Source organism: Mycobacterium sp. AZCC_0083 (assembly GCF_014202335.1).
Classification (GTDB): domain Bacteria; phylum Actinomycetota; class Actinomycetes; order Mycobacteriales; family Mycobacteriaceae; genus Mycobacterium.
Window position 1 is genome coordinate 56,998 of record NZ_JACHGP010000019.1, and the last position, 25,044, is coordinate 82,041.

Consider the following 25,044-nt stretch of genomic DNA (forward strand, 5'->3'; position numbering starts at 1 on the left):
GGCGAGCTGCGCCCGTCAGTAGGCCATGAAGAGGATCATTTCGCGGTCGTACTCACGGCCGGGGTGCGCCTCGGACAGGTGGGTCTGAGTCTTCTCGACCAGATCGTCCTCGTCTGAGCCGGTGATGGCCTCTCCGCAGGGGCAGTTCAGATGTGTCTTCGCCATGTACCAACGATCCCACGAGATGGGGCCCGCGCTCCCACGAGCATGATGGGAGACATGGAGCTATACGACGTCATGCGCACCACGGGTACGGTCCGGCAGTTCACCGACGACCCGCTCGCCGACGACGTGCTCGAACGAATCCTCGACAACGCCCGGTTTGCGCCAAGCGGCGGCAACCGGCAGGGCGTGCGGGTGATCGTGGTCCGCGACAGCTCGACTCGCGAGGCGCTCGCCGAACTGTCGATCCCCGGCGCGCGCCGGTATGCAGCACAGATAGTCAACGGCGAGTCGCCGTGGAACCCGTTGCACCCGTGTGGGGTCGACGCCCAAACGGTCGCGGCAACCGAACCGCCGGCGCAGATGACGGCCCCGTTGCGAGAGGCACCGGTCGTGCTGGTGATCTGCCTGGATCTCGGCGTGGTCGCCGCGACGGACCAGGACCTCGACCGGATCGGTGTGATCCCAGGCGCGTCGGTCTATCCGTTCGTCTGGAATGTCATGCTGGCGGCGCGCAACGAGGGCTTCGGCGGCGTCACCAACACGATGGCGGTGGCCGAGGAGCCGCGGGTGAAGGAGCTTCTGCGGATCCCCGACGAGTTCGCGATCGCCGTCATCCTCCCGCTCGGCAAGCCCGTGCATCAGCTCAGCAAGCTCAAGCGGCGGCCAGTCGCCGAGTTCGCCACCCGCGAGCGGTTCGACGGCGAGGCTTTCTAAGCCTTCGCCTTCGCTGCCGCCTTGGCTGCCTTCTTGTACGACCGCACCTTCTCCAGCGAGCCCGCGTCGACGACGTCGGCAACCGACATGTGCGTGCCCGCCTTGCCGTAGTCACCTGCAGCCTCACGCCATCCCGTCGGCGTCACGCCGTACTGCTTGCCGAGCAGGGCCACGAAGATCTTGGCCTTCTGCTCGCCGAACCCCGGCAACGCCTTGAGCCGTCGCAGCACCTCGGGGCCGTCCGGGTCGCCTGCCGTCCACAACGCGGCGGCATTGCCGTCGTAGTCGTCGACGATGGCCTGCGCCATGGTCTGCAGCCGCTTGCCCATCGAGCCCGGAAACCGGTGCACGGCAGGGCGTTCCGAACACATCGCGATGAACTTCTCGGGGTCGTATTCGGCGATCTGAGTGGCATCGACGCCACCAAGCCTGTCGGCGATCTTCTTCGGCCCGGCGAATGCCACTTCCATCGGAATCTGCTGGTCGAGCATCATGCCGACGAGCAGTGCGAAGGGATTCGACTCGAGCAGCTCATCGGCCGCCGGATCTTGCACTAGCTGCAGTTTCGCCATCGGATCAGTTTAAGGTGACGGACAACCGCCCAGAGAAGGTGTGAGGTGATATGCCGGGCGAGATCGCGATTGCGTTGGCGGCGGCGCTCATCCTGGCCACTGTGGTCGCCGCGGTCGTCGCAGTGCGTACCCGTCGGGTCGTCACCACCCCCACCGAGCGAGCCGTGCACGCCGCGCTGCACACCGCGTCGCTCGCCGCCCGCGCGCTGCGCCACGGAATCGACGTCGACTCCGCGCAGCGTGCCGCACCCTTTCTTCGCCAACTCACCGGCGCCGACGCCGTCGTCCTGTTCGACGAATCCGGCCAGCGCTCGGCGCAGGATCCCTCCGACCGGTCGACGTGGACGCCGGACGCGCTTGCCGCAGCCGAGCACGCCGCCAAGGAGGCGCTCACCGGCCAACGGAGGATCATGTCGACGCACCTGGCGGGCGCGATGGTCGCCCAGCCCCTTCTCACCGACGACGGAGACGCGCTTGGCGTGCTCGTCGCGGTGACGTCCCGCGAGCCTGGTCCTGGCATGTTGGGCGCCATCGGCGAGGTCGCCCGCTACGCCGCAAGCCAACTCGAACTGGCCGATCTCGACGCGTCCCGGGCCCGGCTGGACCGTGCCGAGGTGCTGGCATTACGCGCCCAGATCAGCCCGCACTTCATCTACAACGCGCTCAACACGATTGCGTCGTTCGTGCGCACCGATCCCGACAGGGCCCGCGAATTGATCCTCGAATTCGCCGACTTCACCCGCTACTCGTTCCGCGCGGCAGGCCAGTACACGACGCTGTCCGAGGAACTCCGCAACATCGACCGCTACCTGACGCTCGAGCGCGCGCGCTTCGGCAACGCGTTGAAGGTGCGGTTGCAGGTCGCGCCGGAGATGCTCAACGTCGTCGTGCCCTTCCTCGCACTGCAACCGTTGGTGGAGAACGCCGTCCGGCACGGTTTCGCCGGACGGGGCGGAGGCAGCGTCGAGATCGTCGCGCGCGACGACGGCACCGATTGCGTCATCACCGTCGAGGACGACGGCGTCGGCATGGACCCCGACGACCTACGAGCCGGCCCCGCCGACGCGCTTGCCGACGCAAGCCCGGACACGGCAGGACACTCCGCCCACGTCGGCCTCACCAATGTGGATCATCGTCTGCGCGCGGCGTTCGGCAACGACTACGGTCTTGTGGTCGAGACGGCGATGGACGCGGGCACCAAGGTGATCATGCGGGTCCCGAAGTTCCGGTCGGGCGTCCGGGCCGGTGGAGGTGCATTCGGTTGAGCGGAACACTCGTGGTGCTCGCCGTCGACGACGAGGCGCCCGCCCTCGACGAGCTGGCGTTCCTTCTGAGCGAGCATGACGACATCGCAGAAGTGACTCGGGCAAGTGACGCGACATCGGCACTGCGGGAGCTGAACCGGCGCCCCATCGACGCCGTGTTCCTCGACATCAACATGCCAGGGCTGAGCGGTCTCGAACTCGCGGGCGTGCTGACGAACTTCTCGTACCGGCCTGCCGTGGTGTTCGTGACGGCACACGACGACAAGGCGGTCGAGGCATTCGACGTCGGCGCGGTCGACTACCTGCTCAAGCCCATCCGTGCGAGTCGGCTCGACGAAGCCGTGCGCCGGGTCCTGGCCGCCCGCTCGGACACCACCCGCCCGGATACTTCAGGGGACGCTGGCGACCAGGACGCCGACGTGATCCCCGCCGAAGTCGGCGGCATCACCCACCTGGTGCCACGGGACAGCATCGGCTGGGTGGAGGCCGAAGGCGACTACGCGCGGCTGCACTCCGCGTCAGGTGCACACCTGGTCCGGATACCGATCAGCACCCTCGAATCCCGTTGGCGGGAACGAGGTTTCCAACGCATCCACCGCTCCTATCTGGTGGCGCTGCGCCTCGTCGTCGGGCTGCGTACCACCGACGGCGCCGTGCTCGTCCGGCTGCGTGCCAACGGCGCGTCCGCTGCGGTGGAGCTGCCGGTCAGCCGCCGGCAGGCGCGTGAGCTTCGGGACCGGTTGATCCGAGACCCGATGCGCAACCTCCGTCCCGCTGGGGGCACCGATGACTAGCGGACGTCCACTGCGAGAGCGCGTGGTGCTCGCTCACCGCAGGGGCACCAGGATGGTGCGCACGCGCGCGGAGGTCCAGGAACAGACCCAGGTCGGCGACGCCTTCGTGCGCGGTCTGGTGCGCGCCCAACTCGGGCTGGCGCTGCGACTGGCCGCGGTGGCGGTGGCCGCAGTAGCGGCAGTTCCGTTGCTGATCGGCCTGTTTCCCGAGATCGCCGCCATCAAGGTGTTCGGCATCCGGCTCAACTGGATACTCCTGGCCGCTGTGGTCTATCCCGTGATGTACGGCATCGGACGGTTGTACGTTCGGCTGGCCGAACAGAGTGAGCGGGACTTCGTCCGCGTCGTCGACGGCGAACCGTGATGACCGGCGCACCGTTGACCGCCGCCGCTCTCATCGCCGCCGCGGTGGCCACGATCGCGATCGGCTTCTACGGGATACGGTTGTCCCGCAATACGTCCGACTTCCTGGTCGCATCGCGCAGCATCGGCCCGCAATGGAATGCCGCGGCCGTATCTGGTGAATACCTCTCGGCGGCTTCGTTTCTCGGCGTTGCCGGGCTGGTCGCGAAGTATGGTGCCGATGCGCTGTGGTACCCGGTCGGCTTCACGGCGGGCTATCTCGGGCTCTTGCTGTTCGTGGCAGCGCCGCTGCGCCGCTCCGGCGCGTACACGGTGCCCGACTTCGCCGAGTTCCGGCTGGCCTCGGCGCGACTGCGCAAGGTCGCGATGCTGGTCGTGGTCGTGATCTGCGTGCTCTACCTCGTCCCGCAGTATCAGGGCGCCGGACTGGCCCTGAAGACGCTTCTGGGGCTTCCGGTCTGGGTGGGGCCGGTGGCCGTCGGCACCATCGTGATCGTCAACGTGGTCGGTGGCGGCATGCGGTCGATCACGTTCGTGCAGGCCTTCCAGTACTGGCTGAAGCTCACCGCGATCGCGGTGCCTGCACTCGCCCTGCTCGTCGTGTTCCTGCACCACGGCACCGACCTGGCAGGGCCGCTGCCCCCGACCGTGCACCAGCAGACCACCGTCACCGTCGAGACCGACGTCGTGGTGCAGGTCGCCGAACCGGATGGCATCACGGTGGTCGGCAGCGTCGACGGACAGCACGTCGACGGCGCGCCGTTCCACGCCCCCGGCAGATACACGCTGCAGAAGGGCACGACGCTCACGCTGGCGGCCGGGTCGGCGACGCCCGTCGTCGCCGGGGCGCCGAGCGCAGGCGACGACTGGATAGCATCCGGCGGCGGGCTGGGTGGTTATCACCCGTCCTACCAAGTCCTTTCGATCATCGTCGCCACGTTCCTCGGCACCATGGGACTGCCGCACGTCCTGGTCCGCTTCTACACCAACCCAGACGGCAGGGCCGCACGGCGCACCGCGCTTGCCGTCATCGCGCTGCTCTCGCTGTTCTACCTGTTCCCCACGTTGCTCGGGGTCTTCGCCAGGCAGTTCGTGCCGCAGCTCCTGATCACGGGCACCGCGGACGCCGCAGTGCTCCTGTTGCCCAGCGCGGCGATCGGCGGCATCGGTGGCGCAGGATTGGCCGCACTCGTCGCGGCGGGCGCCATCGCCGCGTTCCTCGCGACGTCGTCGGGTCTGCTGGTCAGCATCGCCGGCGCACTGTCGACCGACGTGCTGGGCGGGCGGGTCCGCGACTTCCGGGTGGCCGCCGTCGTCGGCGGCATGGTGCCGCTCCCCCTTTCGCTGCTCGCATCGTCGCTGGAGCTCTCCCGCAGCGTCGGTCTGGTGTTCGCGGTCGCCGCGTCCACACTGTGTCCGCTTCTGGTTCTTGGCATCTGGTGGCGGGGGTTGACCAGTGTCGGCGCCGCGTGCGGCCTGGCGGTGGGCGGTGTGACGTCTGGAGTGGCGACGACATTGGCGGTTACCGGTGTCGTCGACGAGCACCTGCTCGGCGGTTGGCCTGCCGTCGTCGTCGGCTACCCCGCCGCGGTGACCGTCCCCCTCGCGTTCCTGACGATGGTGGTGGTCAGCCGTGTCACGGCGTCGACCAGACCGCCCGACGTGGCGAGGATCTTTGCGCAGATGCACGTCCCAGAGCGGCTCGGGATGGGCGTGGAGCGCGTGCCGCGCGGCGGCTGACCGCTCATCGCCATCGATCGACCGTTTACCGCATCACTCGAGGTCTTCGGCGTGTATGCGCCGGGAAGCCGGGGTATGTGACTCACATCTCAATTAAGTTCGCCGCAGAGCGAGTTCACCGTGAGTCAGGAGTGACCGTGCCCGAAACCGACCTTCCACCCCGCGAAGCCGCCGCCAGCGGCCTCGACTTTGAACAAATCCAGGCCAGCCCGGAGTTTCAGGAACTCCGAAGTAGATTGCGCCGCTTCGTCTTCCCGATGAGCGCTGTGTTCCTGATCTGGTACGCCGCCTATGTGATGCTTGGCGCCTTCGCCCACGACTTCATGGCCATCAAGGTCTGGGGCAACGTCAACGTCGGCCTGCTCGTCGGCCTTGGACAGTTCCTGACCACCTTCATCATCACCGGCGTCTACGTCCGATTCGCCAACCGTGAGCTCGATCCACGGGCCGAAGCCATCCGCACCGAGTTCGAAGGCACCGCATCATGAAACTCCTCGCCGCAGCCGCCACCGTCGGGAATCCCGCCGCCAACATCGGCATCTTCGTCCTCTTCGTGGTCATCACGCTCTTCATCGTCATCCGCGCCAGCAAGAAGAACACCACCGCCGCCGAATTCTTCACTGCGGGGCGCTCGTTCACCGGGCCGCAGAACGGCATCGCGATATCGGGTGACTACCTCTCTGCCGCAAGCTTTCTCGGCATCGCAGGCGCCATCGCGGTGTACGGGTACGACGGCTTTCTCTACTCGATCGGCTTCCTGGTGGCGTGGCTGGTCGCCTTGCTGCTCGTCGCCGAATTACTCCGCAACGCAGGCAAATTCACCATGGCTGATGTGCTGAGTTTCCGGCTCAAGCAGCGGCCGGTACGAATGGCTGCAGCGACGACAACCCTGGCCGTATGCCTGTTCTACCTCCTGGCACAGATGGCCGGAGCCGGGGGTTTGGTGGCCCTGCTGCTCAACATCTCGAGCGAGGTCGGCCAGGCCCTGGTCATCGCGGTCGTCGGCCTGCTGATGATCGCCTACGTGCTGATCGGCGGGATGAAGGGCACCACGTGGGTGCAGATCATCAAGGCCGTGCTGCTGATTGGCGGTGCCGCGCTGATGACGGTGATGGTGTTGGCCAAGTTCGGCATGAACTTCTCCGAGATCCTCGGCGCTGCTCAGGCCTCGGTTTCGGGGTCCACCACCAAGGCCGTCGCCGCCCGCGACGTGCTGGCTCCCGGCGCCCAGTACGGGGCATCGATGACCTCGCAGATCAACTTCATCTCGCTGGCGCTCGCCCTGGTGCTCGGCACGGCGGGTCTGCCGCACGTGCTGATGCGCTTCTACACCGTGCCCACCGCCAAGGAAGCTCGTCGTTCGGTGGTATGGGCGATCGCCCTCATCGGTGCCTTCTACCTGTTCACGCTGGCGCTGGGCTACGGCGCCGCGGCGCTCGTCGGGCCCGACGAAATCCTGGCGGCGCCCGGGGGCCAGAACTCAGCGGCACCGCTGCTGGCGTTCCACCTCGGCGGGGTAATCCTCCTCGGCATCATCTCCGCGGTGGCGTTCGCGACGATCCTCGCGGTGGTCGCGGGTCTCACCATCACCGCGGCAACGTCGTTCGCGCACGACATCTACGCCAATGTGTTGAAGAGCCACCAGGTGACCGAGGACGAGCAGGTGCGGGTATCACGCATCACGGTCGTGGTGCTCGGCATCGTCGCGATCGGGCTCGGCATCCTGGCCAACGGCCAGAACATCGCGTTCCTGGTCGCGCTGGCATTCGCGGTCGCCGCGGCCGCCAACCTGCCCACGATCCTGTTCTCGCTGTATTGGCGGCGGTTCAACACCCGCGGCGCGCTGTGGAGTATGTATGGCGGCCTGATCTCCACGATCGTGCTCATCGTCTTCTCCCCCGCGGTGTCGGGAGCCAAGACCGCGATGCTGCCCAGCCTGGACTTCGCGTGGTTCCCGCTGGCCAACCCCGGCATCGTGTCGATCCCGCTGGCGTTCATCCTCGGCATCGTGGGAACGCTGTCGTCACCCGATGATGAGGACCCAGCGCTCGCAGCCGAGATGGAGGTGCGTTCGCTCACCGGCATCGGCGCAGAGAAGGCCGTGGCGCACTAATCGCGGCCAAGCCGGAACTGCTCAACGACGTACGAAAAACCCTCAACGCACGGTGAAAGAACTCTCCATGTCCAGATTGGTTCGTGTTCAGGCCGCGGTCGCGGCGGCACTGACGGTCGGTGCGCTCACGGCATGCGGTGGTGCCGCCGAATCGCCCGCGGTTGAAAAAACGTCGACAGGAGGGACCCAAGGCGCGACTCCCGCGGCTGCCAAGTTCCGCGAAGCCGTGTTCTTCGGCGACAGCCTCACCGATGCCGGCACATACGATGGTCTGCGCTTCACCACCAATCCGGGCATGACGTGGGCCCAACACGTTGCCGAACGCTTCGGCCAGTCGACCGAACCGAACGAGCACACCGTCAGCTACGGCGATGTCTATCAAGGCAAGCCCGGTCTCAGCGGGCCCGGCGGGCTGAACTATGGCGAAGGCGGAGCCAGGGCCAATAGTCCCTATTCGACGGTGTCGCAGAATCCGGAGGGCACCCCGATATCCACCGCGGTGCAACTCCAACACTTCGTGGATCAGCACGGCACCTTCGGCCCGGACCAGCTGGTGACCCTCTACATCGGAACGAACGACGTTGCGTACAACTACGACCTGACCAAGGACCCAGCGCTGGCTCAAGGCCTGCGCGACAACAAGAGTCCGTCGCCGGAGGTGATGGCGAGCGAGCGGGCACGGGTGCAGAAGGCCGCCGAGGACGAGGCGCAGACTGCGTCGGCGATGCTGGCGAAGGGCGCTGCGCACCTGGTCGTGTTCAAACTCGCCGATCTTGCGGTGCTGCCCTGGTTCGAGTCCGACGCCAGCCGCAAGTACGTGGGCGAGCTGACCGACGCCTACAACACCAGCTTGGTGGACTCGCTGCCAAAGGATCCAAAGGTCCAGGTGCTCGATACCGGAGCCTTCATCGACGACCTGTTGACGAATGGCGCCACGTACGGATTCACCCACGGGGCCAACGAGGACGCCTGCCTGAAGCCCGCGCAGGACTACTGCGCTGCCGACGCCTGGAAGTCCCCCGACGCCGACCGCACCTACGTATTCGCTGCGGCCGAACACCTCACGACGCATGCGAACGAACTGCTGGCCGACTACGTGATGAAGCAGGTCGGCCTACCCGAGGGGCAATAGTCCAGAGCGACGCCGGGAAGTCAGGGCACCCGGTCGACGTTGACTCCCCACGTGCCCGACACTCGACGCGTGACACCAGCCGATCGACCCCGCCGCTACGGATCCGCTCTGCTCACCTACGCGTTCGCTGTGATCATGTTGGGCACCACGCTTCCGACGCCGATGTACGCCCTCTACGGCGAACGGATGCACTTCGCCGTGCTCACCACCACGGTGATCTTCGCGACGTACGCCGTCGGGGTGCTCGTAGCGCTGCTGCTGTTCGGGCGCTGGTCGGACGTGCTCGGCAGACGCCCGGTTCTTCTCGCCGGTGCCGCCTTCGCCCTGATCAGCGCGGTGATATTCCTGTTCGCCGACGACGTAGCCCTGCTGCTGATCGCGCGCGTGTTGTCCGGCCTCTCTGCGGGCATCTTCGCCGGTACCGCCACCGCCGCCGTCGTGGAGGCCGCTCCACCGGCGCAGCGTGAGCGCGCCGCCGTCGCCGCGACGATCGCCAACATCGGCGGACTCGGCGCGGGGCCGGTACTGGCCGGACTGCTGGTCGAGTACGCGCCGCACCCGCTTCAGTTGTCATTCGTGGTGCACATCGTGCTGGTCGTGCTTGCCGTCGGCGCGGTACTGCTGGCGCCTGAGACGTCGTCGCGGACGGGCCGCCTCGGTGTCCAGCGGCTGTCGGTGCCCGCCGAGGTGCGGCCCGTCTTCATCACTGCGGCCACCGCGGCATTCGCGGGCTTCGCCGTGACGGGCCTTTTCACCGCGGTGGTGCCCTCATTCCTATCGAAGGTCATCGGCATCGACAACCACGCCATCGCGGGCGCGGCGGCAGGCTCGATCTTCGCCGCGTCGGCAATCGCGCAGCTGTCCGCCAGGCGGATGCCGCCGGCGCGCGCCGTCGCGATCGGTTGCGCGATCCTGGTGGTCGGGATGGTGATACTCGCTGCGGCCCTGCACTTCTCGTCGCTGACGGGCCTGATCGTCGCCGCGGTGGTGGCAGGTGTCGGTCAGGGCATCAGCTTCAGCCGCGGCCTCGCCGCCATCGCCGAACGAGCCCCTGCCGATCGCCGCGCCGAGGTCAGTTCCACCTACTTCGTGGTGGCCTACGTGGCGATCGCGCTGCCGGTCGTCGGCGAGGGCCTGGCCGCCCAGCACTGGGGATTGCGCACCGCCGGAGTCAGTTTCGCGATCGCGATCGGGGTGCTTTCGGTGATCTGTCTTGCCATGATCCTGGTTCAGGAGCGCCGTCCCGCCGCCGAGGGCGTGCACATTTGAGTGGTTCTACTCACGCCGGTCGTGGCAGCCCGCACCTAGATTCGAGCCATGCCACTTGCCTTCCCCAGTGCTGCCGAGATAGAGGCGTCCACACCGGCCGACCGTGATCGGGCCATCGACGTCATCCGGATCGTGTCGTTGGTCGGTGTGGTTGCCGGCCATGCGGTGATGGCGACCAGCATCATCGCCGACGGTGTGTTCATGTGGGGCAACCTGCTGACGACGTCGGTGGTGTTCCAGGCGCTGACCTGGGTCTTCCAGATCATGCCGCTGTTCTTCTTCGCGGGCGTCGCGGCGTCGGTCGGTTCGTACCGGCCAGATGCCAGCTGGGGTGGCTGGCTGCTGAAGCGAAGCACCCGGCTGTACCGGCCGGTGTTCTACTACCTGGCGTTCTGGGCCGTGATGCTCGTCGTGCTGCACGACGTCCTGCCCGTGCACGTCTACGAGCCGATCGCCGGAATCAGCATCCAGTTGCTGTGGTTCATGAGGTAAGTCACAGGGCACTCACCAATAACACCAGGTCAGAACGTTGGCCTGGTGTTTTTGGTGGGTGCTGGTCGTCTTGACCTGCATTCTTCCGCACACGGAAGGGAAACGAACATGTCGAATTACGGAACCATGGTTGTCTGGTCTGGCGTGTCTGAGTTGGATGGCGTCACACCGATTGTGGTTCTGGCATCGTTCGAATCAAGCAACGTCAAAACCGGCAACATGATTCAGACCTGGATCCTCAGGTCCGACGTTGCGCCCAATGTGGCCATCACTGAGGGCACGGATTCCGCTGTGTGCGGTAGCTGTGTCCATCGTGGTGACAAGTCCACTGGTCGCAAGCGCACTTGCTACGTCAATCCGCGCACGCCTGCGTCAGTGTGGCGTGCGTTCAATCGTGGCAACGCGCGGCCGTTCGATGCGGCACCGTTCAAGGGTCGCAAGGTGCGCATTGGCGCATATGGCGATCCGGCTGCGGCACCGTTCGAAGTCTGGGCGCGTATTGCTGAGTTGGCTACCAGTGTCACGGGTTACACGCATCAATGGCGTACCTGTGATCCTCGGTTCGCCAAGCTCACCATGGCATCGGCCGACAGCATGGATGACTACCGGGTGGCCCGCCGTATGGGCTACCGGGCCTTTGTTGTCCGTGAGCTGGGCGCGGCCAAGCCTCAGGGTTTAGTGCAGTGCCCAGCAACTGAGGGCAAGTCCAACACGGTGCAATGCATCGATTGCATGCAGTGCGGCGGCACGGACAACGGCCGTAAGGCAAGCATCTCGATAGAGGTGCACGGGGCTACGGCACGTGCATTCAAGGCCTTACCGCTGGCCGTCATCTGAGCTACTACCAACGGAGCATGGCGACCCTGTGATTACAGGGGCGCTGTGTGCTGTGACTAGCAGCAACACACGGGAAGGGATAAGGCAATGGCTGAACTCAAAGGCGCAGGACTGTTTGATCTGCGCTCACTGGCCACTCCAACACTGCGGCAGTTGCACGATTCTGCGCGTGTTGGCGGCGCTGCCGAAACGGCGTTCTTTGCCACTGTGCGGCGCATCTTATTGGAGCGCGGGGCGCTCTCATGAGGTCTGACATTTGAGCTTTGGTCACGGGCAATTGTCCGTGGCCATTGTCCTGCTGTCAGGCAGGGAACACGGGAAGGGATACAGCAATGGGTTACGGATACGACATGTACCACCGGCTCTGCTGCGACGGTTGTGGTAATTCATCCACCAATGGGGCGAGTGTGCGTAAGCGCAAGTGTCCTCACATGGTGCTAGGTGACACGCTCCGCTCGCGGACTCGCCACGCCATGCACTACTGCTATGCGCCTGCGCTGTGCTCGGATTGCTACCGGTCTCACGGCGGCAAGCACTTGCACGACGCTTGCGCGGAAGGTGCAGCGGCATCACAGGCGAAGTATGACGCCATTGAGGCTGCACTTGATGCAGGTGAATCGTTCGTCATCGCCGCGTATGGCGAATGGCATGAGTCTGTGCCGGACGGCATGGTGGGCCTGCTGTTTCGCGGGCGTAGCGGTGAGGTGAATCGCCTTGCTAAGGCGGTGGATTACAACCGCGGTGGCGACACGAAGTTGTCGGATATCGAGACACAACCATGGGAGGTCTGAGGTCTGAGGTTGGCGCATTGGTGACAGTGCGCCTTCTCCTGCTCTCAGGCAGGCACGGAATACACACGGAAGGGAACACAACCATGATTGTCAGCAATCACGGTCGCATGTTGGGCACCAAGGGTGAGCGCCGTCTCGGTACTCGCGCTGGTCTCAAGCGTGGCGACCGTCGCGCCGTCCGCCAGGCTCTCCGCAATGGGGAGTACTGAGCGTGGCCGAGATCATCATCGAGAACCAATTGGACGCCTGGGTGGTTGACCTGGGGTACGGCGACTGGATCGTCCTCGATGGCAACGTGGTCGAGGTGCGGTACGTCGATGGCGTCCGCGCCACGCCTGAGGTTGTAGCACTGCACTACAGGCACACCTCAGGATCCGCGTACTCGGATCACACCGTGGTCGTGCCACGCACCACGCGTTACAAGATGCTTGGGTTCAAACTCAGGCGGTAACAACACTACTCAACGGGGAGCTTGGGGCATCGGCCATCACGGTCGGTGCCCTTTGTGCTGTGTTGAGCAGCTCTGACCTGTGATTACAGGGAAGGTTCAAAGTCCTGTTACACGAACAGGCAACACCTTTGGAAGGGAAAGAACTATGGGTAACAAGATTGCACACGCGCTGATCGGCAACACCGCCAAGCGTGGGACGTGGATCGGTCAGACGGACGGCAAGCTGCCGACCTACGAGGGTCCAATCCCCGTCGCGGAAGTCGAACGGCGACTGTTCAATTGGGAGGCCATCAGCGTGCCCACGGGGAATTTCATCCCGTGCGAGCCAGACAGCATCGGTTCGATCATGATCGACGGCAATTACTACATGCCGAAGGTCACGACCGGCAGGCAGGGGATCGTCCGCTCGGACGACTTCTCTGAGCTGGGTAGGCCGACAACGGCCTACGCGATGCACGACTACAAGGTGTGGCTCATCCGCAAGGTCAGCGAGATGCTCGGTAGCACTCTCTCGATCCTGTCGGCTCTCACCCTGAAGAACGGCGCTCAGGCTGCCGTCGAGATCGGTCTAGACGACACGATGCACGACGACACAACGGGCCTGGACTTCTGGCCGTTCCTACTGGCGAAAACCTCGCTGGACGGTTCCATCACAACAACGTACGAGGCGTTCAACCGAGTGCTGCGCTGTGACAACATGTTCGGCGGCATCTCTCGGGACGCCAAGAACGCCGGTCGCCAGTTCAAGGTGAAGCACACCGCCCGGTCACTCGAAACCTCGCACGTCGCAGGGTTCCGTGAGGCGATGGTGATCCTCGACCAGTCGGCGCACGACATGCAGGACTGGATCCAAACGATGTCCGGTATCCAGGTGCCGCGCAAGAACTGGCTTCAGGTGCTCGACATCATCGAACCGCCAGCCCCGGCTGGTAGCACCGCGGTCAAGGTCACCAAGACCAACAACCGCCGTGAGCTGCTGGACAGCATCTACCTCGGTCAGGGCGAGCTGGGCGAACTGAACGGCCCCTTCGCCGGTACGGCATTCGGTGTCGTGCAGGCGAGCAACACCTACCAGCACCACGGCGTGGGCGTGCGTGGCACGTCGCGTCTGGAGCGTGTCTACGACCGCGCCATCCGTGGTGACCTGGCGGCGTCCGACCAGATCGCGGTCGAGGCGCTGGCCAAGGTGCTGGACATGCCCGAACTGGCCATGGCCTGATCTAGGCGCTTGGGTTGAGCATCGGCGGTTCCGGTGCTCTTCCTTGGCCTCTATGAAGGGAATCGCATTATGCAACAACGCATTACAGAACTTCGGGTAGAGAGCATCGGCACCATCAAGGTCTCCACTATCAGGATGCCTGAAGCTGCCGGTGGTCTCTACTGGGAGACAGCCATCATGTGGCCACAGGACTGGGACGGCGGCAAGTACTGCGCTGACGGTCACTCACTCGACATCGTCGGGTGTGACCGCAACCAGGAGGACGCCGACGAGACGCACCAGCGCTGGTGCAACTCAGAGGCGTTGGCACGCATGGCACACGCCATCGTGCGAATGGCGTTGCCCACTGAGAAGTGGCACACCACAGGGCGGTTCGGCACTTGGGCCGAACGTCTCGCATCGGAAGGGAGGTGATGACGTGGGCGGGTGGATCTTGGCATTCATCTTCACCGCAATCCTGATTGCAGGGCCTTACATCCCTCACTGAGGGCGGCAGGTGCATCGCAGGTCGCGAGATCTGTGGTGCGCCTACTGCATTCAGCAGTAACACACGAGAAGGGAAGTAACACAATGGATCCAAATGCAGCACTCGAAGAGATGCTGGACCTGGCACGCGGCGATCTCACCGAGTTCGGTGACGAGGTTCACCGGCTGGCCGAGTTGACGCTTGGCCTGCATGAGTTTCTGGGCAAGGGCGGCTTCCTGCCGTCTGCGTGGGCGCGATGAGCACCACGAAGGTGGTTCGGGTGTGGGTCAATGGCCTGCGCTACGAACTATGTGAGGGCTGCCCGACGTGGCACCCGCGTGCAGTCCATTACGAGGGCGAGGATGCGGTGTATCACGCGATGCTCGACCTCATGTGCCTCGGCATGGTCCGCATGGCTGACCCGTACTGCCATGCCAGCAGCCCAGCTGGTCGGTACGACACGCGTCGTGAGACGTGGCGTGAGACCTTCCACCACCCCGAGACGGGTGCGCAGGCAGATCTGTTCTGGGAGCGCACAGTGGCTTCTAGCCAGCCGTTCGCGGCTCAGCGCGTCTGAGTGGGGAGGATGGCGCACCGGCTGACACGTCGGCGCGCTGTCTGCTGTACTCAGCAACTAACGACAAGTGAATATGGACCTACACACGACGAAGGGAGCCAACAAGCATGGGTAACAGAAAGTGCTACTACACGAACGAGGGGTTCTTCGACCGGGACAGTCAGGCGTACATCATCGCCGAGGTGATCGAGAACGAAGCCGGTTACACGCCGTACGGGGTGTCCACCCAGCTCGGCGCGGCGCACGTGATGGTCGATGAGCTGAACGACCAGCTTGGCCTCTCGCGGGACGAGGTGCTCGACATCGTGGCCAGCAGCATGGCGGCGAGCGGAGTGCCGCAGTGAAACGTCAGGAGCTGCAAGCGTTCGGGCAGGCGCACGGCTGGAAGCTGGACGCGCGGCAGATCACGGACAACTACTATCGCGACAACGACAAGGTGGTCGTGTTCTACAGCGACGGTCGGGAGTTCGGGGCTGCGCAGTGGTTCTCACCCACTGGGGTCATATCGCACCACGATCCCGCGCCGACCGCAGTGAGCGGATGGCTTGAACTTCCGCGCATGGCAGAAGCCTGATGGCTGACGACCTCACGCTCACGCGTACGCCGACAGCACAGCCCTTCCACTGCGAACGGTGCAACAAGGACAAGAAGGCCAAGCTCACCGCTCAGTGGCACAGGGATGACGGCCAGACCGTGACCATCTGCAATGGGTGCTATGGCGAACTTCTGGCAGCTCCGCATGGCTGACCTCAAGTTCACCGTCGAGGTCAAGGACATGCCACTGGCCGCGTGGGCCGACGAGTACGGGATCGAATACGAGAAGGCGCGTACCGACTTCGAGGAGTTCGTCACGTCCAACCTGCAGGCGTGGCTGCATCAGCAGCTGGAGCACCAGGGCTACTCGTCAGTGGTCGTGGAGGCTCGCACGCAGTAACGCACGCAACACAACAGGGGGCCGAGGAAATGTTTCTCGGCCCCCTGAGTGTTATCTGGGAGGAGGATTCTTTACCTATGCAAGTACTCTTGACGCCCAGATCGCAACGGGCGGCGGCGCTTACGCGAAGCACCGTCATGAGGGGGTGGACGACAGTCGTGCGTGAACAACCGGCGATGGAGTCCGTCAGCAAAGAAGAGATGCTTGAGGTGACGGCCGAGTTCCTGTCACTGCTAGCAGCAGCGAAGTCAATCGTTCGCGACCTGGATCGCGTTTCTGGCAAACCTGAATATGAGGAGGTCGCCACCTCAATGGCACCTGAGGCCAGGGTGTTGGCCGACATGATCGCCAACACGCACAGGGCATGGGTGCGCCGTGGCGCGTTCATGAACTACTTTCAGGTGCCAAGCGGTGCGGTACACACAACGGTGGCGTGCCGAACGCTCAGTGAACGTACGGTGCTGCGGCCACTTCCACACCTCACGGGCGAGCCAATGGAGTACGTAATCAGTGAGGGCTACCGCATGTGCTCCCACTGCCTCAAGCGTCCCGCCGAGGTGCGCGTTGCTAAGGCGGCAGTGTTCTGTGCTCGCTGGATCAGGCGACTGAGGAACATCCCCTAAAGCATCACCCGCGAGAGCGACCCATCAGCCATGTGCTGGTGGGTCATTTTTATGCCCTGACCAGTGATTACAGGGGGGCAACACAATTCGACACGACACGAAGGGAATCACAAACCATGGAAAATCTTGACCCGTACGACTACGACGAACCGCTCGAAACGGGCAGCGCACTTGTGGGGGCGTTCTGGGGCTGCTTCGCCTCCGCGCCCATCTGGATCGCGATGATCGTCTGGGTGGTGAACCGGTGAGCGCCGCTGTGGTCCACCAGTTTCCAGACGGCAGCGAGTTCGCGGCAACCGAGTTCACCCAGGGCGGCACGCGGATTGGGCACACGCTCGACACGAAGTGCTCCTGCCTGCCGTGGCTATTCGTTCGCGACGGCAACACGCTGCGGGTGGTTCACGTGCCAAACGAGATCGCATCATGAGCGACGAACTGGCCGTAGCCGAACGCAACCGGTCACTGTGGGAGATCAAGGCGCTCGGCGCTCATGCGCGCTGCGACTGGGATGCGGAACGCCACGCTCTCGACGCGCTACACCTGCTCGACCGTATCCGCGACATCAACAAGTGGTGGGCGGCTGAGTGCCCCACCTGCGGGGCCGCAATCGGTCGTGGCTGCAAGGACATGGCCGATGACGAGGTCCACTTCACTCGGGCGATGGTGCAGTCATGACCGACGCCGAAGTGGTTGAGGCGCTGTACGTCAACGCACTCCTGGAGGCCATCGAGGCCGAGCAGGCTCGCCTGTTGCTGCTCCAGGTGATTTATCAGCAGCGCATGGTGGAACTCGCACAGGCGCTGAGGTACCGATGAGTATTCCCGAGAAGCGGGTCACGCTCAACGCGGAGCTATTGGACGAGGCGCACTCGGCGATCTACCGGCACATCGCCCAAGCGTACTCGGCGGCGAATCGCCTGCGGCACATCGGTTCCGTGCGAGAAGCGCGAGCCATCGAAGCGGCGACCAACGATCTGGTGAGCGCCGTATCGCCGTTCGAGGTGGAGAAGCCTTGAACACGAAGCGAAAGGTCAAGCCCAAGAACGACCCTCACCTCTACGAGTTCCACATCCCCGGCAAGGCAACGCTCGTACCGGGCACCGAGGTGGCACTCAAGGGCAGGCCGGGGCGGTATCGCTTCCGGTACGCGGATCGCCCACGTGGGGACGGCTACAGGTTCGTCCTCACGTTCGTCGGCGGGCCACTCCACGGTCAGTCCGACAAGTTCGTCAGCGTCTACCCAGACCGGGTAACACGCGTCCACCGTGCCAGCAAGACGCTGGTCAACATCCAGAAGGAGAAAACGCAGTAATGGCAACAACTCTCGTACCCACCGGCCAGGACCGTAAGCTCGCGAAGCTGCGTATCCAGGAGTTGGAAGAGCAGCTGGCACTGGAGCGTTCGCTACTCGCCGACCCCATCGAACCTGCGCTGAATCACGCGGTGATCCGGTTCGTCAAGTACGACCAGAAGTACACGTTCGCCGCAATCCGCGCGTACACCAACGCGGCTGACGGTGGGATCTGGTTCGTCACCCAAGATGGCAGCCGGTCGTCACGCCAGGGCCACGCGCCCAAGACGTGGACCGAGCTGCTGGCGTTCATCGGTGAGCGCAACTGGCCGAACATCGAGGTGCTCGCTTGAGCACGGTCGCCGACCGGAAAGCGTCAGCCACTGCCTTCTTCTGGCGGTGGCTGATTGCTTCTTCGGCGGCTTCCATGATCGGCAACGTCGCACACGCCATGTTCAACAGCCACAACGCCGGGGCTGCGTTCACCAATGCCTGGGTGGCCGCGTGCATGTCCATTGCGCCGCCTGTAGTGCTCGCTGTGACCACGCACGGCCTAGCTGTGATGGTTCGCTCACAGATCACCGGCATGTTCTTCAAGGTGGCTCTGGCGCTGCTCGCATGCGTGGCCGTATGCGCATTGGTGCTGTCGTTCTACTCGCTGTTCGAGCTGGCCGTGAAGCAAGGCGGCATGCCATGGCAGATCGCGTGGCTGTGGCCGCTGATCATCGACCTGTCGGTGGCGTTCTCCACACTGGCGCTGCTGGCGCTGACGACCGGGAAGAAGGCACGCCGGGAGGCTGCAGCTGCGAACCGTCCGGCGCGGAAGCGTCCGGTCAAGCGGGCCCCGGCCAAACCCAAGGCGGTCCCGGCGGTGGCAGCATGAGCCAGCCGGACTGGGAATGGACCGACATCTTCGGCGACACGCTGACTGTCGAAGCGGCTGGCTACGACCTGATCCTGAGCATCGCACGGAAGGGTGAGTCGGCCACTAACGCCGTCTCACTCTCCCTTGAGCAGCAATGCGGCCTGCGGGCGGCGCTGGGCGTGCATATACGGCGGTGCGGCCAATGACGGCGGCACTGGCGTACTGCTACACGCCGTGGAAGGACCGGTTCGACACCAAGAACGACGCACGACGCGTCCTCAAGGACATGCAGCGTCGATCCCGAAACAGCAAGCGCAACGCCGCACCTCTCGCCGAGTACAAGTGCAACTGCGGCGGTTGGCATCTCGCCGACTCGAAGCGGGTCCACGCATACAGGTAACACAGACGGAACCCCTGACGCCGTAGCACGACGCGGCGTCAGGGGTTCCCCCTTTTTTGTCTCGAATTACATAGTTACCCAATGTAACTGGTTGGCATCAGTACCTAGTGCGAGCCCGAACCACCCTGGTTTCAGGGCACTGGTTCCGGTACTCTAGACGGCATGACAGCAACGCTCTCCGACTACCCGCCACTGGTGGCCGTGCCGACCGTGCGTGCAGCCATGTACCTACGCATGTCGCACAACAAAGACGTGGTGCAGCTCGGCGTCGACCGTCAGCGGGAAGACCTTGAACCGCTGTGCCAAGGCAAGAACTGGGTCTGGACCGAGTACGTGGACGACGACAAGACGGCCGTCATGAAGAACGGCGTCATGAAGAAGCGCCCCGCCTACCAGCGCATGCTGCAGGACATCCGCGACGGCAAGATCGACGCTGTCGCCGTATGGGATCTCGACCGGCTACACCGCGAGCCCCTGGAGCTGGAGGAGTTCATTCACCTCGCCGACGTTCACCGCCTCGGGCTGGCCAGCGTCGACACCAATGTCGACCTGTCCACCGACAGCGGTCGACTGTTCGCCCGTATCAAGGGTGCCGTGGCAAAGGCTGAGGTAGAACGTAAGAGTGCCCGACAGATCCGTGCGATGAAGCAGATGGCCGACCTGGGCAAGGGTTGGGGGCGGCGCACGTTCGGCTACGAGCACGACCATGCGAAGCCTCAGCTGCGGCCGATGGAGGCCGACGCGATCCGGCAGGCGTACGCCGACGTGCTGGCCGGTGCATCCCTGTACCGCATCGCTGAGCAGTGGAACGCGATGGGCCTGAGGACCACGCAGAGCGCCAACCTGTGGGACGGCACCAGTGTGGGCCGAACGCTGCGCAACCCGCGCAACGCGGGCCTACGCACGTACCACGGCAAGATCGTGACCACGGTGCGTGAGGATGGCACCAGTGGCGGCGACTGGCCCGCCATTGTGGATCGTGAGACGTGGGAGGCAGCGCAGACCGTGATGTCTTCTGTGGACAAGCAGTGGGGCAAGGATCGGACTCGCAAGCGCCTGCTCGGCGGCATCCTCATCTGCGGCGAATGCAAGAAGGGTGTCGGTACCGGCAAGCGTTCGGACGGCACCGCGATCTACCGGTGCAAGACACAGGGCTGCTACGGCGTTGCCCGCTCGGCCGACCCGCTGGACGAATGGGTGGAGGTGGCGTTCATTGACGCCCTGGAGAAGCGCACTCTGGCCGCTGCCAAGCAGAAGGACAACACCGCACTACTCAACGAGGTCCGCGCCGAAGAGGCACGCCTGAATAGCAAGCTGGAAGCGCTTGAGGCGAAGTGGAACGCCGACCGGATCACCGACGACCAGTTCGACCGGATGAACGCCGACCTGGCGAGTCAGCTCCGCACGGCAGAAGCGCGGCGCGAAAGCCTCACTCAGGCAATGGTTATCGATGAGAACATCGATCCCGACGACATCGCGGGCAGCTTCGGCGCACTCGACGTGGACCGTAAGCGGGCGACGATCAAGCGCCTATGCAGCGGAATCCTGGTGCCGAAGCTCGGGAAGGACGGGAAGAAGTTCCCGGTCGGCCACGGCGTGAAGATCCTTTGGAATGAGCGTAAGCCCAAGAAGGGCTGAGACATCCGCCAGTTCCTCGGCGGTCAGCATGGGGCACAGGTCGGCCTGTGCGCGAGCTAGGCGGATGCTCTCCTCACTCAGCGCCATCAGGCACTCTTTCCTAGTTCCGCTGCTTTGGCGTCAGCATCTTCAGCCTTACCCTGTTGTTCGCACGCGTAACACCAGGAGTGGTACGGATCCGATGGACCACCACAAACGCAGCCCTGGGGCTTACCCCACACGCTCACTCGGTCACCATCGCCAGGCCGTAGTTCTGCCCACGCTTGACCGGCGTCCACGTCGCAGTGAACGAAATCTCCTGTGCCACCAGCATGTCCACCACGTCCTTCATGAACATGACGTACTCAGTGCCGGTCTCGTCGTCGCGCAGGTTGAACCGTGCGGCGCTCTGGCCGCGCTCATGGCCGATGATGCGCAGTGTCCCGCTGAACGGCTCCATCGGCGCGATCCCCGTGAAGACCCGGCGCTGGCGCTCGTTGCCGCTGTAGTCGACGTACTTCTCCCACCCGATCATGGGGTACGAGATCATGTTGCCGTCAAGATCGAACGGCACGTCCATCGTCTTCGCCTTGCTCATCGCGGATCCTCCGGTTTCGGGCCTGGGTTAGTTGATCCTTCGATCTCGCGACCAACGGTCAGAGTCGTTCCGTCCCAGACGAGTTCGAACATCCGTCCACCTGTAACACCCCGCTCAGAGCGGCGGCGCTGCTTCTGCAGCCAGTTCTTCGGGCTCGCGAACAGGCGCAGGCCGGTGTGCTTGATCTCGTTGCGTGGTGACGGATCGTCGTACGAACTGCCGATGTAGAAGTTCGGCGCTTGGCCAGTGAACTCCGACCAATGTGACTGGTGGTAAGCACCCTTCGGGTCGACCGCCACGTAGAAGGTCTCGCTCATCGGATCTCCTTCCAGACCCAGATGTCATCGAACCAAGCAACGGTCTTAGCCTCTGTCACCCAAAGGCCCTCGCACTGAGGGCAATACCAGGGGCGCGTGCGGAAGCGGCGAAGCCACCTCTTGGGGCGTTCAGGGCAGCGGTTGTGCTCGCAGCAGACGGTCATATCCCCAAGCTCTCCTGATCCTTGATGATGCGGATGATCTCCTCCAGGGCGACCGGCATGCCGCCCCACGCGTCGACTCCGACGTGGAGCTGACGCGAGTGAAGCCCCGGCTGCAGCACCCGGTCTGAGTGCGTGTGGCCATGCAGGATCCAGTCACCGCAGTCCGGCAGACGCCACTGCTTGTGGCGGTCCACACCCTCCCTGTCACCCACGTACGGGAAGTGAGACAGCAGAGCGGTCACATGACCCACGGCGAGCGGGATTCGGCGGCGTGCGGCCAACTGAGGGGCACTCACGAACACGCCAGATTCTTCGTACACCTTCATCCACTTATGGGCGTCACGGTGCATCGGATGCGGGCCACAGTGGTTACCCGGAATCAGCCTCTTGCGGCCAGGCCGTTGGCGCAGCCATTCGAGAGCGCGGAACTGCGCCTGCGAAGTGCCAGAGGAGTTGTCACCGAGTATCCACACATCGTCCTCGTCGCCGACAACCGCATCCCAGTTCTCGGCCAGGATGCGGTCATGCGCCGCGATGTCAGCTGCCCCGAACCACTCTGGCAGGTTGTCCAGATCCTCAAAGGCAGGCTTGCCGTCGAACTGGATGCGGCTCGCGGCGACCTTGCGGTGACCGATGTGAAGGTCCGACGTAAACCAGACGTTGCTCACGCGTTCAGTTCCTTCTCGATCTGCTTCGCCAAGTTCTGAGGCGTCTCACACGGGTTGAGGGCGCGCTGCCACTTGTCCCACGCACGTTGCGCCGCAGCCAGAGTGGCTTCGCGCACCTGTTCTTGGGTCCATTTCGGCCAGGTATCAACCCATGCGGACTCAACCGTATGCATCCACAGGAAGACGATGCTCACGATCATCCTGGGCGCGACTGCCGGTGGCGCTGCCTCAACATGCCAGCTGTATCCCCATGGCAGTCGAGGGAATCCGTCGTCGCTCATACGACCGCCAACCGCACTTCGTCGCGTCCTACCTGTTCGCTCAATAGCACTGGTGTGCCGTAGATCTGGAGGTCCGGCGGCGGCGGATACGGCGAGCGCCGCATCAGGATCTCCCGGCGGTACTCCCGCCAAGTGCGCGGATGGATCAGATAGTCCACCGCAGGCGGCGTCAGATGAACGCCGTCCATTGGCGAGAACGTGAACCTCGTCAGCCACAGCCTGCGCCGCGCCAGGGCCAGGTCATCGACATGCCGCACGATGGCGCTCACAGGCGGTCGGCCTTCACCAGAGCGGAGACGATCTCCGTTGCAACAGCATTCGCGGCCAGATCGTTGCAGCCAGGGATGCAGTTCTCCAGGACGACGGCGACGATCTCAATGGCGTCGTCGTGATTGTCGGTGTCGTTCACAGCAGCCCTTCTGCGCAGATCTCTTCGATGATGGTGACCGCCAGTGCATGGCGTTGGTTCGGCGGAACTCTCTGGAGGTACTTCCGCAGAATGTCTTCCGTTACACGGAGCGCCGTGTGGCGGTCCTCGGTATCGCCGATCACAGCAGCTTCAACCCTCCCGTGACCGGTGCCAGGTTCTCGGCCGTGTCGGGCCCGATGGCGATGCACGTGAGGGTCGGCACGCCGTTGAACTCGGTCTTGCCGTTGTCAGTGATCAGTGCAGTGATCAGACCGGCAGCCTTCGCCTGTTCGTACACGGCCAGTAGCTCGGCTTCAGATTCAACGCGGACGCAGATCTTCGTGAACGACCCGGCCAGCCAATCCAGCACCCTCGTACGCTCTTCGAGGTGCTTACCAGGGAACAGTAGGTACTGAGTGACAGCCCCCAGTGAAGCGTGTGCACCCTGCGTGACCATCTTGCCCTTGCGCATGTTCAGGTCAGTGCGCATGACGATGATTTGCTTGTAGTCGCTCACCAGCCGAACTCCCGAGGCACGTATACCTGGTTCTGGGTACGGATGAAGTCCTCGTCAGCCGGTGGCTGGTCAGACTCGGTGATACGCAACAACACTCGCCATCCGCGTTCGGTGGCCTGCGTTGCCTGGTGGATGTTCCACCAGTCCCACGTCAGCCACTGGCCGACAGGAGCGCGGTACGCGATGAAACCCTTCTCGTCCACCTTGCGTGTCATCTCGGAGTACATCTGCTCGTCTTCGTCGTGCTCGATGTCCAGCCGCATCACCCCTTGCACGAACTCAGTGGCGCAGTCGTTTCCAACGTGCAGCGTGTGATACAGCGGCCGGTAGCCGTCGAAGTGGCGGTCGATCTGCAGCGGCAGGGAGGGCTTGCCCCAGTTGGCAGGGGTCACCGACTTGTCGTTGACGCTGTAGCGTGGGACACCATCGGTGTGCCAGCCGGGGATCGCGGGCCACCACCCCGGCATCAGCATCGACACCTTCGTGTCCACGAACACATGCTTGTGCTTGCCGACGATGGGCGCGGACTCCAACGCCTGACGCACCACCGGCCCGCCGAACAGGACAGCGTTGTGCAGGCTGGCGCGGCGCAGGTTCGGAGTCGCCTCCAGTAACTCGTAGTCCACGTTGGCCTCAGGGCCCTCAACGGCGGGGTTCGTGTTGAACCAGTAGTAGCTCATGCCGATACCTTCTCGCGCCCCTGTAATCGCAGCTCAGCACGCATGAGAGCGCCCTGACGGCAGGAGTGGTACTGGCAGTGCGGCTGGATATTGTTGCGGGCGTACGTGCCACCCTTGTGCGCCGGGATGATCCGGTCACAGAACATCGTCGTCAACGTGAGAACGGCCCCACACCCCTCCTCGGAGCATGGTGCCGTCTCGCCGTCGCCGAACTTGTCGAGCAGGAACTGTTTCCGTGCCCGACGCTGCGCTGAGCTGCCGCGCTCATTGCTGTTGCGGTGCCCTCGGTCCCTCATCGATGCACCGCTCGGATGACGAGCTTGGCGCTCTTGTAAACCAGGTCGTTCGGGCTGCAGTCCAGCAGGTGAACGTCGACCGCCTTGGGATCGAAGTCCGGCGCACGCCGACCGTGGGGCCGGAAGATGATGCGCCCCGGCCGGAATGAGTGGCGGTCCAACGTGATGTCCTGATAGCTGGCGCGGTACGACACATCGTCGCTGCCCCAACGCACATGCGTGTTGAGGCACTCGCTGTGCGTGTGCTGCGCCATTCGCAGCGTCTCGCAGTCGAATACGACAATCTCACCTTGGCGGGCGTGAGAGACGGCCCGCTCCAGCAGCGTGTACGTCTTGCCGGACTGGCGGTCGCCGATGATCGTCATGCGCCGCTGATCGCCGCGCTTCGGATAGACGAAGTCCGGCAGTGGGTCGACGGTCACAGC

45 protein-coding genes and 1 pseudogene are annotated in these 25,044 nt (G+C 64.2%); 34 read left to right on the forward strand and 12 right to left on the reverse strand.

Going from position 1 to position 25,044, the window contains the following annotated elements; genetic code table 11:
- Positions 1-15 precede the first annotated feature (15 nt).
- Entirely contained in the window at positions 16-165 is a 150-nt protein-coding gene (locus tag HNP02_RS34545) for a DUF1059 domain-containing protein (RefSeq protein WP_184445174.1), read from the reverse strand.
- A gap of 54 nt (positions 166-219) precedes the next feature.
- Here HNP02_RS34545 and HNP02_RS34550 point away from each other — a divergent pair, with 54 nt between their 5' ends.
- Positions 220-879, forward strand: a complete 660-nt coding sequence (locus tag HNP02_RS34550) for a nitroreductase family protein (RefSeq protein WP_184445175.1) — start codon at positions 220-222, stop codon at positions 877-879.
- Here HNP02_RS34550 and HNP02_RS34555 read toward each other — a convergent pair.
- Entirely contained in the window at positions 876-1,451 is a 576-nt protein-coding gene (locus tag HNP02_RS34555; protein ID WP_184445176.1) for an HhH-GPD-type base excision DNA repair protein, read from the reverse strand. The genes HNP02_RS34550 and HNP02_RS34555 overlap by 4 nt on opposite strands.
- 50 nt (positions 1,452-1,501) lie before the next feature.
- On the opposite strand from HNP02_RS34555, the gene HNP02_RS34560 reads away from it, so the two are divergent.
- From HNP02_RS34560 to HNP02_RS34715, 33 genes and pseudogenes are all read left to right on the forward strand, one after another.
- Complete coding sequence (locus HNP02_RS34560; RefSeq protein WP_184445177.1) at positions 1,502-2,716, forward strand: sensor histidine kinase; 1,215 nt, start codon at positions 1,502-1,504, stop codon at positions 2,714-2,716.
- Positions 2,713-3,510 carry a LytTR family DNA-binding domain-containing protein gene (locus HNP02_RS34565; RefSeq protein WP_184445178.1) on the forward strand — a complete coding sequence of 266 codons (798 nt, stop codon included), beginning with the start codon at positions 2,713-2,715 and terminating at the stop codon, positions 3,508-3,510. The genes HNP02_RS34560 and HNP02_RS34565 overlap by 4 nt, the downstream gene beginning before the upstream one ends.
- On the forward strand, positions 3,503-3,874 hold the full coding sequence (locus tag HNP02_RS34570) for a hypothetical protein (RefSeq protein ID WP_184445179.1): 372 nt from the start codon (positions 3,503-3,505) through the stop codon (positions 3,872-3,874). Before HNP02_RS34565 ends, HNP02_RS34570 begins: the two co-directional genes overlap by 8 nt.
- A complete protein-coding gene (locus HNP02_RS34575) occupies positions 3,874-5,613 on the forward strand; it encodes a cation acetate symporter (RefSeq protein WP_184445180.1) in 1,740 nt (579 codons plus the stop codon). The genes HNP02_RS34570 and HNP02_RS34575 overlap by 1 nt, the downstream gene beginning before the upstream one ends.
- 137 nt (positions 5,614-5,750) lie before the next feature.
- The gene (locus HNP02_RS34580; protein WP_184445181.1) at positions 5,751-6,101 is read left to right on the forward strand and encodes a DUF485 domain-containing protein; all 351 of its coding nucleotides are present in this window, start codon (positions 5,751-5,753) and stop codon (positions 6,099-6,101) included.
- Positions 6,098-7,726, forward strand: a complete 1,629-nt coding sequence (locus HNP02_RS34585) for a cation acetate symporter (RefSeq protein ID WP_184445182.1) — start codon at positions 6,098-6,100, stop codon at positions 7,724-7,726. Before HNP02_RS34580 ends, HNP02_RS34585 begins: the two co-directional genes overlap by 4 nt.
- A gap of 67 nt (positions 7,727-7,793) precedes the next feature.
- Positions 7,794-8,858, forward strand: a complete 1,065-nt coding sequence (locus tag HNP02_RS34590; protein ID WP_184445183.1) for an SGNH/GDSL hydrolase family protein — start codon at positions 7,794-7,796, stop codon at positions 8,856-8,858.
- 135 nt (positions 8,859-8,993) lie between these two features.
- Positions 8,994-10,127, forward strand: a complete 1,134-nt coding sequence (locus HNP02_RS34595; RefSeq protein ID WP_184445341.1) for an MFS transporter — start codon at positions 8,994-8,996, stop codon at positions 10,125-10,127.
- Between the two features lie 48 nt (positions 10,128-10,175).
- Positions 10,176-10,613 (forward strand): annotated as a pseudogene (locus HNP02_RS34600) (acyltransferase family protein); the annotation flags it as partial.
- 114 nt (positions 10,614-10,727) lie between these two features.
- Complete coding sequence (locus tag HNP02_RS34605) at positions 10,728-11,456, forward strand: hypothetical protein (RefSeq protein WP_184445184.1); 729 nt, start codon at positions 10,728-10,730, stop codon at positions 11,454-11,456.
- Positions 11,457-11,543: 87 nt separating this feature from the next.
- Entirely contained in the window at positions 11,544-11,702 is a 159-nt protein-coding gene (locus HNP02_RS34610) for a hypothetical protein (RefSeq protein WP_184445185.1), read from the forward strand.
- A 185-nt stretch (positions 11,703-11,887) separates the two neighbouring features.
- Positions 11,888-12,247: a hypothetical protein gene (locus HNP02_RS34615; protein ID WP_184445186.1), complete on the forward strand. Its 360-nt coding sequence runs from the start codon at positions 11,888-11,890 to the stop codon at positions 12,245-12,247.
- Between the two features lie 211 nt (positions 12,248-12,458).
- Positions 12,459-12,698 carry a hypothetical protein gene (locus tag HNP02_RS34620; RefSeq protein ID WP_184445187.1) on the forward strand — a complete coding sequence of 80 codons (240 nt, stop codon included), beginning with the start codon at positions 12,459-12,461 and terminating at the stop codon, positions 12,696-12,698.
- Between the two features lie 145 nt (positions 12,699-12,843).
- The gene (locus HNP02_RS34625; protein ID WP_184445188.1) at positions 12,844-13,917 is read left to right on the forward strand and encodes a DUF932 domain-containing protein; all 1,074 of its coding nucleotides are present in this window, start codon (positions 12,844-12,846) and stop codon (positions 13,915-13,917) included.
- 135 nt (positions 13,918-14,052) lie between these two features.
- On the forward strand, positions 14,053-14,331 hold the full coding sequence (locus HNP02_RS34630; protein WP_184445189.1) for a hypothetical protein: 279 nt from the start codon (positions 14,053-14,055) through the stop codon (positions 14,329-14,331).
- A gap of 156 nt (positions 14,332-14,487) precedes the next feature.
- On the forward strand, positions 14,488-14,643 hold the full coding sequence (locus HNP02_RS34635) for a hypothetical protein (RefSeq protein WP_184445190.1): 156 nt from the start codon (positions 14,488-14,490) through the stop codon (positions 14,641-14,643).
- On the forward strand, positions 14,640-14,960 hold the full coding sequence (locus HNP02_RS34640) for a hypothetical protein (RefSeq protein WP_184445191.1): 321 nt from the start codon (positions 14,640-14,642) through the stop codon (positions 14,958-14,960). Before HNP02_RS34635 ends, HNP02_RS34640 begins: the two co-directional genes overlap by 4 nt.
- A 107-nt stretch (positions 14,961-15,067) precedes the next feature.
- Positions 15,068-15,304: a hypothetical protein gene (locus HNP02_RS34645; RefSeq protein ID WP_184445192.1), complete on the forward strand. Its 237-nt coding sequence runs from the start codon at positions 15,068-15,070 to the stop codon at positions 15,302-15,304.
- The gene (locus HNP02_RS34650; protein WP_184445193.1) at positions 15,301-15,534 is read left to right on the forward strand and encodes a hypothetical protein; all 234 of its coding nucleotides are present in this window, start codon (positions 15,301-15,303) and stop codon (positions 15,532-15,534) included. The genes HNP02_RS34645 and HNP02_RS34650 overlap by 4 nt, the downstream gene beginning before the upstream one ends.
- On the forward strand, positions 15,534-15,707 hold the full coding sequence (locus HNP02_RS34655; RefSeq protein WP_184445194.1) for a hypothetical protein: 174 nt from the start codon (positions 15,534-15,536) through the stop codon (positions 15,705-15,707). The genes HNP02_RS34650 and HNP02_RS34655 overlap by 1 nt, the downstream gene beginning before the upstream one ends.
- A complete protein-coding gene (locus HNP02_RS34660; RefSeq protein ID WP_184445195.1) occupies positions 15,700-15,894 on the forward strand; it encodes a hypothetical protein in 195 nt (64 codons plus the stop codon). Before HNP02_RS34655 ends, HNP02_RS34660 begins: the two co-directional genes overlap by 8 nt.
- 158 nt (positions 15,895-16,052) lie before the next feature.
- Positions 16,053-16,517: a hypothetical protein gene (locus tag HNP02_RS34665; protein WP_184445196.1), complete on the forward strand. Its 465-nt coding sequence runs from the start codon at positions 16,053-16,055 to the stop codon at positions 16,515-16,517.
- A gap of 116 nt (positions 16,518-16,633) precedes the next feature.
- Complete coding sequence (locus tag HNP02_RS43190; RefSeq protein ID WP_255507309.1) at positions 16,634-16,765, forward strand: hypothetical protein; 132 nt, start codon at positions 16,634-16,636, stop codon at positions 16,763-16,765.
- Entirely contained in the window at positions 16,762-16,944 is a 183-nt protein-coding gene (locus tag HNP02_RS34670; RefSeq protein WP_184445197.1) for a hypothetical protein, read from the forward strand. Before HNP02_RS43190 ends, HNP02_RS34670 begins: the two co-directional genes overlap by 4 nt.
- Complete coding sequence (locus HNP02_RS34675; protein WP_184445198.1) at positions 16,941-17,192, forward strand: hypothetical protein; 252 nt, start codon at positions 16,941-16,943, stop codon at positions 17,190-17,192. Before HNP02_RS34670 ends, HNP02_RS34675 begins: the two co-directional genes overlap by 4 nt.
- The gene (locus HNP02_RS34680; RefSeq protein ID WP_184445199.1) at positions 17,189-17,332 is read left to right on the forward strand and encodes a hypothetical protein; all 144 of its coding nucleotides are present in this window, start codon (positions 17,189-17,191) and stop codon (positions 17,330-17,332) included. Before HNP02_RS34675 ends, HNP02_RS34680 begins: the two co-directional genes overlap by 4 nt.
- A complete protein-coding gene (locus HNP02_RS34685; RefSeq protein ID WP_184445200.1) occupies positions 17,329-17,532 on the forward strand; it encodes a hypothetical protein in 204 nt (67 codons plus the stop codon). The genes HNP02_RS34680 and HNP02_RS34685 overlap by 4 nt, the downstream gene beginning before the upstream one ends.
- Entirely contained in the window at positions 17,529-17,828 is a 300-nt protein-coding gene (locus HNP02_RS34690) for a hypothetical protein (RefSeq protein ID WP_184445201.1), read from the forward strand. Before HNP02_RS34685 ends, HNP02_RS34690 begins: the two co-directional genes overlap by 4 nt.
- Positions 17,828-18,160 (forward strand): hypothetical protein, encoded by a 333-nt coding sequence (locus HNP02_RS34695; RefSeq protein ID WP_184445202.1) that lies wholly within the window; start codon positions 17,828-17,830, stop codon positions 18,158-18,160. Before HNP02_RS34690 ends, HNP02_RS34695 begins: the two co-directional genes overlap by 1 nt.
- Complete coding sequence (locus HNP02_RS34700) at positions 18,157-18,690, forward strand: DUF2637 domain-containing protein (RefSeq protein WP_184445203.1); 534 nt, start codon at positions 18,157-18,159, stop codon at positions 18,688-18,690. The genes HNP02_RS34695 and HNP02_RS34700 overlap by 4 nt, the downstream gene beginning before the upstream one ends.
- On the forward strand, positions 18,687-18,878 hold the full coding sequence (locus HNP02_RS34705; RefSeq protein WP_184445204.1) for a hypothetical protein: 192 nt from the start codon (positions 18,687-18,689) through the stop codon (positions 18,876-18,878). The genes HNP02_RS34700 and HNP02_RS34705 overlap by 4 nt, the downstream gene beginning before the upstream one ends.
- The gene (locus HNP02_RS34710; protein WP_184445205.1) at positions 18,875-19,072 is read left to right on the forward strand and encodes a hypothetical protein; all 198 of its coding nucleotides are present in this window, start codon (positions 18,875-18,877) and stop codon (positions 19,070-19,072) included. The genes HNP02_RS34705 and HNP02_RS34710 overlap by 4 nt, the downstream gene beginning before the upstream one ends.
- Positions 19,073-19,234: 162 nt before the next feature.
- Positions 19,235-20,710 carry a recombinase family protein gene (locus HNP02_RS34715; protein WP_184445206.1) on the forward strand — a complete coding sequence of 492 codons (1,476 nt, stop codon included), beginning with the start codon at positions 19,235-19,237 and terminating at the stop codon, positions 20,708-20,710.
- Between the two features lie 223 nt (positions 20,711-20,933).
- Here HNP02_RS34715 and HNP02_RS34720 read toward each other — a convergent pair whose 3' ends face one another.
- From HNP02_RS34720 to HNP02_RS34765, 10 genes are all read right to left on the reverse strand, one after another.
- Positions 20,934-21,287 carry a hypothetical protein gene (locus tag HNP02_RS34720; RefSeq protein ID WP_184445207.1) on the reverse strand — a complete coding sequence of 118 codons (354 nt, stop codon included), beginning with the start codon at positions 21,285-21,287 and terminating at the stop codon, positions 20,934-20,936.
- Entirely contained in the window at positions 21,284-21,604 is a 321-nt protein-coding gene (locus tag HNP02_RS34725; RefSeq protein WP_184445208.1) for a hypothetical protein, read from the reverse strand. Before HNP02_RS34725 ends, HNP02_RS34720 begins: the two co-directional genes overlap by 4 nt.
- A gap of 160 nt (positions 21,605-21,764) precedes the next feature.
- Positions 21,765-22,436 carry a metallophosphoesterase gene (locus HNP02_RS34730; RefSeq protein ID WP_184445209.1) on the reverse strand — a complete coding sequence of 224 codons (672 nt, stop codon included), beginning with the start codon at positions 22,434-22,436 and terminating at the stop codon, positions 21,765-21,767.
- Positions 22,433-22,630, reverse strand: coding sequence for a hypothetical protein (locus HNP02_RS34735; RefSeq protein WP_184445210.1), 198 nt, complete (start codon positions 22,628-22,630; stop codon positions 22,433-22,435). Before HNP02_RS34735 ends, HNP02_RS34730 begins: the two co-directional genes overlap by 4 nt.
- A gap of 83 nt (positions 22,631-22,713) precedes the next feature.
- Positions 22,714-22,986, reverse strand: a complete 273-nt coding sequence (locus HNP02_RS34740; RefSeq protein WP_184445211.1) for a hypothetical protein — start codon at positions 22,984-22,986, stop codon at positions 22,714-22,716.
- Positions 22,983-23,126: a hypothetical protein gene (locus HNP02_RS34745; RefSeq protein ID WP_184445212.1), complete on the reverse strand. Its 144-nt coding sequence runs from the start codon at positions 23,124-23,126 to the stop codon at positions 22,983-22,985. Before HNP02_RS34745 ends, HNP02_RS34740 begins: the two co-directional genes overlap by 4 nt.
- A gap of 139 nt (positions 23,127-23,265) precedes the next feature.
- Entirely contained in the window at positions 23,266-23,643 is a 378-nt protein-coding gene (gene pth2, locus HNP02_RS34750) for an aminoacyl-tRNA hydrolase (RefSeq protein ID WP_221318374.1), read from the reverse strand.
- Positions 23,640-24,323, reverse strand: a complete 684-nt coding sequence (locus HNP02_RS34755) for a hypothetical protein (protein WP_184445213.1) — start codon at positions 24,321-24,323, stop codon at positions 23,640-23,642. Before HNP02_RS34755 ends, pth2 begins: the two co-directional genes overlap by 4 nt.
- The gene (locus tag HNP02_RS34760; protein ID WP_184445214.1) at positions 24,320-24,619 is read right to left on the reverse strand and encodes a hypothetical protein; all 300 of its coding nucleotides are present in this window, start codon (positions 24,617-24,619) and stop codon (positions 24,320-24,322) included. The genes HNP02_RS34755 and HNP02_RS34760 overlap by 4 nt, the downstream gene beginning before the upstream one ends.
- A complete protein-coding gene (locus HNP02_RS34765; RefSeq protein ID WP_184445215.1) occupies positions 24,616-25,041 on the reverse strand; it encodes a hypothetical protein in 426 nt (141 codons plus the stop codon). Before HNP02_RS34765 ends, HNP02_RS34760 begins: the two co-directional genes overlap by 4 nt.
- Positions 25,042-25,044 lie beyond the last annotated feature (3 nt).